At 57.5% G+C, this 12,370-nt stretch carries 11 protein-coding genes; 6 read left to right on the forward strand and 5 right to left on the reverse strand.

The annotated features are described in order from the left end of the window. Window positions 1-34: 34 nt before the first annotated feature. From ahpF to FW800_RS04600, 3 genes are all read right to left on the reverse strand, one after another. Window positions 35-1,600 carry an alkyl hydroperoxide reductase subunit F gene (ahpF, locus tag FW800_RS04590; protein ID WP_032875448.1) on the reverse strand — a complete coding sequence of 522 codons (1,566 nt, stop codon included), beginning with the start codon at window positions 1,598-1,600 and terminating at the stop codon, window positions 35-37. A gap of 130 nt (window positions 1,601-1,730) precedes the next feature. Then, on the reverse strand, window positions 1,731-2,294 hold the full coding sequence (ahpC, locus tag FW800_RS04595; protein ID WP_005788226.1) for an alkyl hydroperoxide reductase subunit C: 564 nt from the start codon (window positions 2,292-2,294) through the stop codon (window positions 1,731-1,733). A gap of 133 nt (window positions 2,295-2,427) precedes the next feature. Beyond that, on the reverse strand, window positions 2,428-3,360 hold the full coding sequence (locus tag FW800_RS04600; RefSeq protein WP_032875451.1) for a site-specific integrase: 933 nt from the start codon (window positions 3,358-3,360) through the stop codon (window positions 2,428-2,430). A gap of 169 nt (window positions 3,361-3,529) precedes the next feature. Here FW800_RS04600 and FW800_RS04605 point away from each other — a divergent pair, with 169 nt between their 5' ends. Further along, on the forward strand, window positions 3,530-4,537 hold the full coding sequence (locus FW800_RS04605; RefSeq protein ID WP_446437072.1) for a DNA-binding protein: 1,008 nt from the start codon (window positions 3,530-3,532) through the stop codon (window positions 4,535-4,537). Here FW800_RS04605 and gorA read toward each other — a convergent pair whose 3' ends face one another. Further along, on the reverse strand, window positions 4,538-5,896 hold the full coding sequence (gene gorA, locus FW800_RS04610) for a glutathione-disulfide reductase (protein ID WP_446437073.1): 1,359 nt from the start codon (window positions 5,894-5,896) through the stop codon (window positions 4,538-4,540). A gap of 105 nt (window positions 5,897-6,001) precedes the next feature. Next, a complete protein-coding gene (gene galU / locus FW800_RS04615) occupies window positions 6,002-6,841 on the reverse strand; it encodes a UTP--glucose-1-phosphate uridylyltransferase GalU (RefSeq protein ID WP_003173830.1) in 840 nt (279 codons plus the stop codon). Between the two features lie 309 nt (window positions 6,842-7,150). On the opposite strand from galU, the gene FW800_RS04620 reads away from it, so the two are divergent. The 5 genes from FW800_RS04620 (at window position 7,151) to FW800_RS04640 (ending at window position 12,360) form a co-directional block, all read left to right on the forward strand. Continuing rightward, entirely contained in the window at window positions 7,151-7,336 is a 186-nt protein-coding gene (locus FW800_RS04620; RefSeq protein WP_032875460.1) for a hypothetical protein, read from the forward strand. Window positions 7,337-7,840: 504 nt separating this feature from the next. After that, window positions 7,841-8,362, forward strand: a complete 522-nt coding sequence (locus tag FW800_RS04625) for a fimbrial protein (RefSeq protein WP_032875466.1) — start codon at window positions 7,841-7,843, stop codon at window positions 8,360-8,362. A gap of 47 nt (window positions 8,363-8,409) precedes the next feature. Beyond that, window positions 8,410-8,970, forward strand: coding sequence for a fimbrial protein (locus FW800_RS04630; protein WP_032875469.1), 561 nt, complete (start codon window positions 8,410-8,412; stop codon window positions 8,968-8,970). 19 nt (window positions 8,971-8,989) lie between these two features. Continuing rightward, window positions 8,990-11,602 carry an outer membrane usher protein gene (locus tag FW800_RS04635; RefSeq protein WP_081883267.1) on the forward strand — a complete coding sequence of 871 codons (2,613 nt, stop codon included), beginning with the start codon at window positions 8,990-8,992 and terminating at the stop codon, window positions 11,600-11,602. After that, window positions 11,599-12,360 carry a fimbria/pilus periplasmic chaperone gene (locus FW800_RS04640; RefSeq protein ID WP_446437074.1) on the forward strand — a complete coding sequence of 254 codons (762 nt, stop codon included), beginning with the start codon at window positions 11,599-11,601 and terminating at the stop codon, window positions 12,358-12,360. The genes FW800_RS04635 and FW800_RS04640 overlap by 4 nt, the downstream gene beginning before the upstream one ends. Window positions 12,361-12,370 lie beyond the last annotated feature (10 nt).

Raw genomic sequence — 12,370 nt, forward strand, 5'->3', positions numbered from 1 at the left:
GCTCATGGGGCTTTTTTGGTTTTTCGCGTGTCACTTATGCCGGGGCTGATGTGCGAATCAAGTGATCGAATGCACTCAGGGAGGCCTTGGCACCCTCGCCCACCGCAATGACGATCTGCTTGTAGGGCACGGTAGTGACGTCACCGGCCGCAAATACACCCGGCAGTGAAGTCTCGCCACGGGCATCCACGATGATCTCGCCGCGAGGCGTCAGCTCCACCGTGCCTTTGAGCCAGTCGGTGTTGGGCAACAAACCGATCTGCACGAAGATACCTTCCAGGTCGATAGTCTTGAACTCACCACTGTCGCGATCCTTGTAGGCAAGGCCGGTGACTTTCTGACCATCGCCTTTGACTTCGCTGGTCAGCGCGCTGGTAATCACATCCACGTTCGGCAAGCTGTAAAGCTTGCGTTGCAGCACCGCATCGGCGCGCAACTTGCTGTCAAACTCAAGCAACGTGACATGGTTGACGATCCCGGCCAAATCAATAGCCGCTTCCACACCGGAGTTACCGCCGCCGATCACCGCAACGCGCTTGCCCTTGAACAGCGGCCCATCGCAGTGCGGGCAGAAGCACACGCCCTTGGCCTTGTATTCCTGCTCGCCCGGCACACCCATCTCTCTCCAGCGGGCGCCAGTGGCCAGGATAACGGTCTTGGACTTGAGGGTCGCACCGCTTTCGAAGCGAATCTCATGCAACTCACCGGCATTTTTCGCCGGCACCAGGCTGCTGGCGCGCTGCAGGTTCATGATGTCCACGTCGTACTGACGCACATGCGCTTCCAACGCACTGGCCAGTTTCGGCCCTTCGGTTTCCTGTACCGAGATAAAGTTCTCGATGGACATGGTGTCTAGCACCTGGCCACCAAAACGTTCCGCCGCTACACCGGTACGGATACCTTTACGGGCTGCGTAGATCGCCGCCGAGGAACCGGCTGGGCCGCCGCCGACAACCAATACATCGAACGCCTCTTTGGCACTGATTTTCTCGGCGGCTTTTTCGAGGCCGCTAGTGTCGAGCTTGGCAAGAATTTCTTCCAGGCCCATGCGGCCCTGGCCGAAGTTCACTCCATTCAAGTAGACACTGGGCACCGCCATGATCTGGCGTTCGTCGACTTCGGCCTGGAACAGCGCGCCGTCGATGGCCACATGACGGATATTGGGGTTCAGCACCGCCATCAGGTTCAGGGCCTGGACCACGTCCGGGCAGTTCTGGCACGACAGCGAAAAGTATGTCTCGAAGCTGAACTCACCTTTAAGGGCGCGGATCTGTTCAATCACTTCGACACTGGCCTTCGACGGGTGGCCACCGACTTGCAACAGAGCCAGCACCAGCGAAGTGAATTCATGACCCATGGGGATGCCGGCGAAGCGCAGGCTGATATCGGCACCCGGGCGGTTGATGGAGAACGATGGCCGGCGCGCATCATCGCCATCGGTTTTCAGGGTAATCAGCGTGGTGAGGCTGATGACGTCCTGTAAAAGAGCAAGCATTTCCTGGGATTTCGCGCCGTCGTCGAGGGAGGCGACGATCTCGATCGGCTGGGTGACCCGTTCCAGGTATGACTTCAACTGAGCTTTAAGATTGGCGTCCAACATACGGGCGATTTCCTGTTCATTCGGTTTATTGCAGACAAAAAAACGCCCGAGCGAATCTCGCCCGGGCGTTTTGAGGGCGGATGCAGCTTACTTAAGTGCGGATTCCCGCCCTTGATACGTCTTCACAGACTTAGATCTTGCCGACCAGGTCCAGGGACGGAGCCAGAGTGGCCTCGCCTTCTTTCCACTTGGCTGGGCACACTTCGCCTGGGTGGGCAGCGACGTATTGAGCAGCCTTGATCTTGCGCAGCAGCTCGGAAGCATCACGGCCAACACCACCGTCGTTCAGTTCGACGATCTTGATCTGACCTTCCGGGTTGATCACGAAAGTACCGCGGTCAGCCAAGCCAGCTTCTTCGATCAGCACGTCAAAGTTGCGGGAGATGGTCAGGGTTGGGTCACCGATCATGGTGTACTGGATTTTGCCGATGGCTGGCGAAGTGTTGTGCCAGGCAGCGTGGGCAAAATGGGTGTCGGTGGACACGCTGTAGATTTCGACGCCCAGTTTCTGGAATTCGGCGTAGTTGTCAGCCAGGTCTTCCAGTTCGGTTGGGCAAACGAAGGTAAAGTCGGCTGGGTAGAAGAACACTACCGACCACTTGCCTTTCAGGTCAGCGTCGGTCACATCCAGGAAGCTGCCGTTTTTGAAAGCGGTGGCTTTAAACGGTTTTACTTGGCTGTTGATGATAGGCATCGTTGACTCTCCGTCAGGGGTTAAGAAGTTGATGAGATGAATCCTACCGACTCTTTCGGTCGATGGCCCATTGGCAAACCTGATGCTGATGATTGGCTTTCTCTATCAAGTGGCGGTATTAATAGGAGAAATTTCAAATCAGCGGCTGGGTGGCCAGGGTCATGCCGAGAAACGGCGTCGCTTCAACATAGCGCATGGCGGATTTCATGTCGTTCCACCCGACGTAACTCATCAGCGACTTCAAGTCCCAGCCACTGCGATGGGCCCAGGTGGCAAAGCCGCGCCGCAGGGAGTGGCTGGTGTATTGCTCGGCGGGGATGCCTGCACGTTCCAGGGCCTGGCGCAATAACGGGATGACACTATTGGGATGCAGCCCCTCCTCGCCCAGGTTGCCCCAACGGTCGATGCCACGAAAGACCGGGCCGCGAACCAGCGCCGAGGCGCTGAGCCAGTCGCTGTAAGCTTGCACCGGGCACAGGCGCAGCAGCGCTGGTGTCTGGTACGTCTTGCCCAGGTTTTCCCGATCGCCTTTGCTACGCGGTAGGTACAGGCTGATCCCGGCGCCGGGCACAGCCTGGACGTGCTCAATGCTTAATCGGCACAGCTCATCACTGCGAAACCCCCGCCAAAAGCCCAGCAGGATCAGCGCAGTGTCACGCTTGGCGCGCAGCAAGCGGGGCTGGTCCTGGTTTTCGCTGGCCTGGCTTGCTTCAAGCGCCAGTGAAGTGACGACCTGCTCAAGATGCTGTAGCTGCAAAGGCTCAGCCTGCCGCTCGCGCGCTGGATGCACGGCACGAATCCCCTTGAGCACCTTGCGCACCACGGGCGCTTTCGTCGGATCGGCAAAGCCCTGGCTGGTATGCCACTGCGCCAGTGCCGAAAGCCGCAGTTTCAAGGTGTTCACCGCCAACACTCCGGCGTGCGCCACCAGATAACGCGCCACGCTGTCGCTTGTGGCCGGCAGAAACCCTCCCCAACTCACTTCGAAGTGCTCGATCGCCGCACGGTAGCTACGGCGCGTGTTGTCGCGGGTCGCAGCGTTGAGATATCGATCCAGCTCGCTCATGGGTGTCGTTTCGTACTGCCGTCAGGGGAAGTGGCGGTTAAAACCGTTATGACACGGGATAATACGCCAATATCCCATCTGTTAAATCATGAATTTCAACGATTTTTTATACGTGTTAAAGTATGTATATACATACCATGTACCACAGTACTAAATCGACGGAGACTCCATGGCTCGCGGCGGCATAAACAAAGCAGTAGTTCAAACGGCACGCTTGGCAATCCTTGCCCGCGGCGAAAACCCCAGCATCGACGCAGTACGGATCGAGATGGGTAATACCGGTTCCAAAACCACTATTCATCGCTATTTGAAGGAGCTGGACGAAAGTGAAACCCGGCTGACCATTACCGAGGCGCCGATTGACGACGAGCTAGGCGAGCTGGTTGCACGTCTGGCCCAGCGCCTGAAAGAGAAGGCTCAGGAGCCGATTGACTTGGCGCTGGCGCAATTTGAACAGCAGAAAACCGCCCTGCTCGCCCAGGTTGAGGCGCTTGAAGAGGCACACACTCAGCTCAAGCAGCAATTTGATATCCAGGCCGCAGCCCTGGCGGAAGAAAGCGCTGCGCTGCAAACCGTCAGCACCAGCCTGCAAACCGAGCAAACCCGTAACGCCGGGTTGAGCCAGGCGTGCAGTGATTACGAGTTGCGGATCAACGACAAGGACGAACAGATTCGCTCACTGGAAGAGAAACACCTGCACGCACGCGACGCGCTTGAGCATTACCGCAACGCGATAAAGGAACAGCGCGAGCAAGAGCAGCGTCGCCATGAAGGCCAGCTGCAGCAGGTTCAAGCCGAATTGCGCCAGGCTCAGCAAAGCGCACTCGTACGCCAGGATGAAATCACCCAACTGCATCGCGATAATGAACGCCTGCTGATTGAGCAGCGAGTGACCACCAAGGAACTGAACGCATTGCAGGATCAGACCCGCAAGGATCAGGCCGCACAACTCAAGCTCAACGAGCATCTAAGCAAGATCGACAGCGAGCGCGCCCTGCTTCAGGAGCGCCTGCGGGTTGCAGCACTGGACAGTCAGGCACGCCAGGAGGCGCTACTTGAAAATCAGCAGCGCAACAAGGCACTGGAACTGGACCTGATCAAGGCCCAGGCCAGCATCGACGCGCTGCGCCTGGCCGCCACCGTTGCAACGGCGCCAGAGACAGCACAACCATCCTGATCAATCGGCCAGAGGCGTGCGCATGGTGACGAACTCTTCGGCCGCCGTCGGGTGCACGCCGATGGTCTCGTCGAAATGCTGTTTGGTCGCGCCCGCCTTGAGCGCGATCGCCAGCCCCTGCACGATTTCGCCTGCATCCGGACCGACCATGTGGCAGCCCAAGACCTTGTCGGTGTCGGCATCGACCACCAGTTTCATCAGGGTCTTTTCCTGGCAGTCGGTCAAGGTCAGCTTCATAGGCCGGAAACGGCTTTCAAAGATCTGCACCTTGTGGCCTTGCTTGCGCGCGTCTTCTTCCGTCAGCCCGACGGTGCCGATATTCGGCAGGCTGAACACCGCCGTTGCGATGTTGGCGTAATCCACCGCACGGTACTGCTCAGGCTTGAACAGGCGCCGCGCCACGGCCATGCCTTCAGCCAGGGCAACCGGCGTCAGTTGCACCCGACCAATCACATCGCCAATGGCCAGGATCGATGGTTCGGCGGTCTGGTAAAGATCGTCCACTTCGACAAAGCCGCGCTCGTCCAACTTCACGCCGGTATTTTCCAGCCCCAGGTTGTCGAGCATCGGGCGGCGGCCGGTGGCATAGAACACACAGTCGGCTTCCAGCACGCGGCCATCCTTCAAGGTGGCCTTGAGGCTACCGTCGGCTTGCTTGTCGATGCGCTCGATGTCGGCATTGAACTGCAAGTCCAACCCGCGCTTGGTCAGTTCTTCCTTCAGGTGGGTGCGCACCGAATCGTCGAAGCCGCGCAAGAACAGGTCGCCGCGATACAGCAATGTGGTATTGGCACCCAAACCATGGAAAATTCCGGCGAATTCCACTGCAATGTAGCCACCACCCACCACCAGTACACGCTTGGGTAGCTCTTTGAGAAAGAACGCCTCATTGGAACCGATCGCGTGTTCACGCCCTGGAATTTCCGGGATCTGCGGCCAGCCGCCGGTAGCGATCAGGATATGCCTGGCAGTGAAGCGCTCGCCGTTGATCTCTACCTGATGCGCATCTACCAGACGCGCATGGCCTTCATGCAGGGTCACCCCGCTGTTGACCAGCAGGTTGCGATAGATGCCATTAAGACGGTTGATCTCGCGATCCTTGTTGGCAATCAGGGTTGCCCAGTCAAAGTTCGCTTCGCACAATGACCAACCGAAACCACTGGCTTGCTCGAAGTCTTCGGCAAAATGCGCGCCGTACACCAACAGCTTTTTCGGCACGCAGCCGACGTTCACACAGGTGCCGCCCAGATAGCGGCTTTCCGCAACGGCCACCTTGGCACCGAAGCCTGCGGCAAAGCGCGCCGCACGAACACCGCCGGAACCGGCGCCAATTACATACAGGTCAAAATCGTAGGCCATTTCACTCTCCTCGGCAGAACACCAGCATACCGACTTACATGGGGCTGAAAAACGAAAAAGCCACCCGAAGGTGGCTTTCTCTTGAAACAGTGCGGCAAGCGTGAATCAGTAGGCCTTGCCAGTCTTGTAGAAGTGCTCGTAGCAGAAGTTGGTTGCTTCGATGTAGCCTTCGGCGCCACCGCAGTCAAAACGCTGCCCTTTGAACTTGTAGGCAATTACGCAACCGTCTTTGGCTTGCTTCAACAGCGCATCGGTGATCTGGATTTCGCCACCCTTGCCCGGCTCGGTTTCTTCGATCAGTTTGAAGATGTCCGGGGTGAGGATGTAACGACCGATGATCGCCAGGTTCGACGGAGCATCTTCCGGCGCTGGCTTCTCGACCATGTCACGCACCCGGATCAAGCCATCGCCAATATCGTCGCCGGCGATAACACCATACTTGTTGGTTTCGGTTGGGTTGACTTCCATGACCGCAACGATGGTGCAGCGGTATTTCTGATAGAGCTTGACCATCTGGGTCAGCACACCATCACCTTCCAGGTTCACACACAGGTCATCCGCCAGAACCACGGCGAACGGTTCGTCACCGATCAGCGGGCGACCGGTAAGGATAGCGTGGCCGAGGCCTTTCATTTGAGTCTGACGGGTGTAGGAGAACGAGCACTCGTCGAGCAGTTTACGGATACCGACCAGGTATTTTTCCTTGTCGGTGCCTTTGATCTGGTTTTCCAGCTCATAGCTGATGTCGAAGTGGTCTTCCAGGGCGCGTTTGCCGCGGCCGGTAACGATGGAGATCTCGTTCAGGCCGGCATCCAGGGCTTCTTCCACACCGTACTGAATCAGTGGCTTGTTCACCACCGGCAGCATCTCTTTGGGCATGGCTTTGGTCGCTGGCAAGAAGCGAGTGCCGTAACCGGCTGCTGGGAACAAGCATTTCTTGATCATATGAGTCCTTACAAAGGGCTGTGCGTACGGAATTCGGCGCAGTCTAATCAGGCCGCAGTCACCTTACAATGGGTCCTGCTGGCGTTGCGATGTCATCATAGAGAAAAAATGTCGGCGTAAGTTCCGCTGATCTTGCAAAGGGGTTGCCCACGATCAGACGAAACACACCCGCCCCCCTTTATTTAAAAGGGCTGCAATGGTTTTAGCACGCTTTTCGCCGCCTGGCACTGACCTGCAACAACTTGCGCCCCCCTCAGCCGTTTGGCGGTATCATGGCCGCCTTGAATCAGACCACGAGATTGCCAATAGATGTCAGAACCCAAAGGTGTAAACGGCTACCTGATCACGCAGCGTGCAGACGGCTGGCACTTGATCAATTTTCACGGCGACAGCGTTGCCGGAACATTTGCGACCGAGAGCCAGGCGATTGCCGTAGCTGAAGTGTTTGTGGATGAAGCAGGCCACGCGTCGAGCAAACGCCCGAAAAACAAGTAAGCCTCGCCACACCGCCACAAAAAAGCCCCGGTCGACGGGGCTTTTTTTTGGCCTGTATTTGTCGGCGCCGTGCGACCTCTCCGCCCTCGACACTTAGTTGTTTCGCTTCGTAATTAACTATTGTTTTTTAGTTCGCGTAATCCCATTCTTACATCCGCAGCCCCAACTAACATATTCTTATTTATTAGAGTGTGGCTCATTTCCTACAGTCAAAATCAGCTTTTTGGCAAATCGCCATATCCTTCCTATATATCCTTACACCTTGTAGCTACACAACTAACGGAATATGCCGACTTACTTTCTCATGGCAACACAGCACAATCACTTCCACTTCGAGCGTACCCGTGAATTGCAATACAACTAGTTGGAAACTGTGATTATTCAACAGCCGACTCGGCCGACGACTGGCCGGCGTTCCGGGAGCTACGTTTGGGGTGAAACAGTCAGTCCCGCTCGCAATGGTGACGGGGCTCTTCAATGACATTTTTATGCGGGCATCTGCAAATGAAAACCAAGTTCAAAACTGCGCTATTTACCCTCGGGCTGTTCGCGGGCTCGATTTCTGGAGCTAACGCGGCAGATGGGACCATTACCTTTCTGGGATCGGTCCACTCGGGGGCCTGCTCCATCAAGCCTGAATCCGTAGATCAGAGCGTTCACCTGGGCGCAATCGCAAAGCATCAATTGCAGGCAGGCGGAAAGTCTGAAGCCCGCCGTGTGCTGATAGAGCTTGAAGGCTGTGACCTGGCTGGCCTCACCGACAACACCGTGACCACAACCTTTACCGCGGCGCCGTCAACCGACGTCCCTGGGGCGATCGGCACCGTCGGTAGTGCAGGCCGCGTGGGCATCATGATGACCCATGGCGGCAGCCCTGTTCAGCTCGGTGTGGCGACGGTGCCCCAGGCCATTTCTACCGGTGATAACACCCTGGAGTTCGGCGCCTATGTTCAAGGCGCTGCTACCGGCGACATCGTCCCGGGCGATTTCAGTGCAGTCACTAATTTCACCTTGGCTTATCAGTAAGTTTTCCCCCCGCCACTTTCGGTGGCGGGGGGCTGGTGGAGATAGCGGTGAAAACATTCATAAGTCTAGCGATCACCTCGTCGCTGGCGATGCTCATCAGCCCTTACGTTTTTGCGCAGACGCTTGCACAGGGCGAGGGTGTGGTCACGCTGGGCGGAGAAGTCGTTGACTCGGCTTGCGGGTTGGAGCTGACCAGTGCTGATCAATCCATTGAAATGACGCCCGAACCCATAGGTCGGCTTTTACGCAATGCGTTGGGAGAGCCTCACCCTTTCGAGTTGCGCCTGGTCAATTGCTCGCTGACCCGTCCCGACCCGCATCGCCCAGGGGCGACGTTGCCTGATTGGCAACATCTGCGCGTCACGTTTGACGGCCCTCGCGACAGAGAAGGCCGCTCCTTTGCCGCCTTTGGTGATTCACAGGGGATCGCCTTCCATATTTGGGATTCGGCCGGCCAGGAGAGTGTTCCGGGTGAGCAGATGGCGCCGCACCCCTTGGCGGAAGGTGACATGACACTTCACTACACGCTGCGGCTGGTGGGTAACGGGCTGCCGCTGGCACCTGGCGCACATCGCGTCGCCGTGCGGTTCAAGTTGGAATACTTTTGAACATTGATGGGTTGCTTTCATGCTGAATGCGTCGAAGATCAAAAACAAGCTGCGTCCTAGTCTGGTTGGCGGGCTGATGTCACTGGCAGGAACTGCATGGGCCGGCGGTGATATCGAATTCAATACGGACGTTCTTGATCTCAATGATCGCACCAATATCGATTTGTCTCGATTTGCACGCAGCGGGTTCATTTTGCCCGGCACCTACACGATGCTTGTACAGATAAATGGCCAGCCTGTTTCCGAGCAATCGGTGGCATTTTACCCGCCCGAGGATGACCCCAAAGGAAGCCAGGCGTGTTTGTCAGTTGACCTGGTGGAACAACTGGGCCTGAAGGCATCCGAAGCGGCCAGCCTGACCTGGTGGAAAGGTAGCGAGTGCCTGGACATTCACAGCCTGCCAGGTACGGAGGTCAGCGCGGATCTGGCGACCTCCACGCTGAGCATCAACCTCCCCCACGCCTACCTTGAATACAGCGCGATCAATTGGGACCCACCCGCACGCTGGGATGAAGGGGTGCCAGGGCTTTTGATTGACTACAACATGACGGCGCAGTCCAACGCTCAAAAAAACGAGCGTACCCGCAATCACCTCAGTGGTAATGGCACCGTGGGTGCCAATGCCGGGGCTTGGCGCCTGCGGGCCGATTGGCAGGGGCGTGTCGACAGCGCGAGGGACAGATCTGCCGGGGAGCAAAAACTGGAATGGAGTCGTTACTACGCTTATCGCGCGATACCTGCGCTGAAGGCGCGCCTGTTGGTGGGAGAGAACTACCTGTATTCGGATCTGTTTGACAGCTTCCGTTTTACCGGGGCGGCGCTCAACTCGGACGAAAGCCAGTTGCCACCTAATTTGCGCGGTTACGCCCCTGAAGTGCTCGGGGTGGCCAAAACCAATGCCAGGGTGGTAGTCAGCCAGCAAGGGCGCGTGCTGTATGAAACCCTGGTGGCAGCCGGCCCATTTCGCATTCAGGATCTTAATGATGCCGTCGCCGGCACGCTGGATGTGCGCGTCGAGGAGCAGGACGGCTCGGTGCAGACTTTCAAGCTCAACACTGCTGGTGTGCCCTACCTCACGCGCCCCGGGCAGGTTCGATACAAACTGGCAACTGGTCGCCCTTCCAGTCTTCAGTACGGCGCTGACGGTAATCTCTTTGGCACGGGCGAGTTTTCGTGGGGGGTCAGCAACGGCTGGTCGCTGTTTGGCGGCGCTATAACGGATAAGTACTACCGGGCGGCAACGATTGGGGCGGGACGTGACCTTTTGGCTTTGGGCGCCCTCTCGCTGGATGTTACCCAGTCCCACGCCAACGTGTGGAATGAAACGCTGTCCGGTAAATCCTTGCGCCTGCAATATTCGAAGAACTTTGAACAATACGACAGCCAAGTAACCTTTGCCGGCTACCGGTTCTCCGACAAGAACTTCTTGAGCATGAGTGAATACTTGGATGCTCGTCACTACGGAATGAACGGCGAACTGGCTGGGCGCGAAAAATACGATGAGCACGGTCAATACACGGGTGGATGGAAGCCTGTGGGTGGCAGCAAGGCGCTTTATACAGCCACTGTAAATAAGCAGTTTCGAGACTTGGGCGCCACTGTCTACGCCAGTTACAACAAACAAACTTATTGGACCCGACCGGCGACTCAACGCTGGAACTTGACGCTGTCACGTTATCTCAATATTGGCACCGTCAAAAACATGAGCCTGTCTTTGAACGTGTACCGCACTCAGGATTACAACTATAAGGATAACGGTATGGCGCTGACGGTCAGTGTGCCACTGGGACGCAGCGGCACGCTATCGCTGGACGCTAACAGAACCGCGGGTAAAAACGGGTTTTCAACCCGCTACAGTGATCGCATTGATGAGCGCAACAGTTACCAACTCAGTGCGAGCGACAATTCGGCCAGCGGCTATCTAAGCCATGCGGGTGACCAGGCTGACTTGACGCTTGCTGCCAGTCGGCAGCAAGGCAACTACACCAGCCTCAGCATGTCAGCTCGCGGCGGTGGCACGCTCACGCCTCACGGGGCAGCGCTGCATCGTACCAACAGCATGGGCGGGACCCGCCTGATGGTCGATACCGGCGGTGTTGCTGATGTGCCGGTGCGCGGTTACGGCACGCCAACCCGCAGTAATGCGTTTGGCAAGGCCGTCATTTCCGATTTGAGCAGCTACCAGCGTACGGCCGCCAGTGTCGACCTGGAACGCTTGCCGAGCAATGTCGAAGCCACCCAGTCGGTCACCCAACTGACGCTCACGGAAGGGGCCATCGGTTATCGCGCCCTGGAACTCATTTCCGGTGAGAAAGCCATGGCTGTCCTGCGTCTGCCGGATGGCAGTGCGCCGCCCTTCGGTGCAATGGTCAAAAACACAAAACAGCAGGACACCGGGATTGTGAATGACGGTGGCAATGTGTACCTGAGCGGTATCCAGCCAGGCGAGCAGATGGTCGTCAGTTGGAGCGGCCGCGAGCAATGCACCCTCACCTTACCCGTCGTTTTGCCTGCGGATGGCCTGACCAACGCACTGCAACTGGACTGCCGGATGGCAGTCACCGATCAACCCTTGTCCGCGCCGGCAGAGCTGACCGGCAAGCACACCGCCCCGGAGACTACATCATCATGACATTGAACATACGCATCACACTCTCGACCCTCACACTGCTGGCGCTCAGCCTGAGCCAAAACGCCACCGCAGCGATTGGCCTGGACCGTACCCGGGTGATTTTTGATGGCGGCAAGGATGCCACCAGCGTGAGCATCACCAATAACAACACTCAGCTGCCTTATCTGGCCCAAGGCTGGATCGAGGATGAGCAAGGCCAGAAGATCACCACACCCTTGATCGTGTTGCCACCGGTGCAGCGCGTAGAACCCGGCAAACAAAGCCAAGTGAAGGTCCAGGCGTTACCGGCAGCCAAGTCCCTGCCCCAAGACCGGGAGACGGTCTATTACTTCAACCTGCGGGAAATTCCACCTCGCACCGATAAGGCCAACACGTTGCAAATCGCGTTGCAGACCCGTATCAAATTGTTCTACCGACCACAAGCCATCGCGCCCAGCCAACAAGAAGTTTCCAACCCCTGGCAGGAGCGCCTGACCCTTACCCGACAAGGCGAGCGTTATCAAGTCAATAACCCGACGCCTTACTACGTGACGCTGGTGGACGCACGTAGCAGCAAGGACGGCAAGACCGTCGCGGGCTTCGAGCCGCTGATGGTCCCGCCCAAAGGTGCGGTGACGTTAGGCCCGACGGTCGAAGCCCTCGGTTCCACGCCTCATCTTGCCTACGTCAATGATTACGGCGCACGCCCACTGCTGGCCTTCTCCTGCAGCGGTGAGACTTGCAAGGTGAACCTGCAAGCAGCACCGCCTAACCAGTAAGTCTGCCGCC

Source organism: Pseudomonas sp. 910_23 (genome assembly GCF_052850795.1).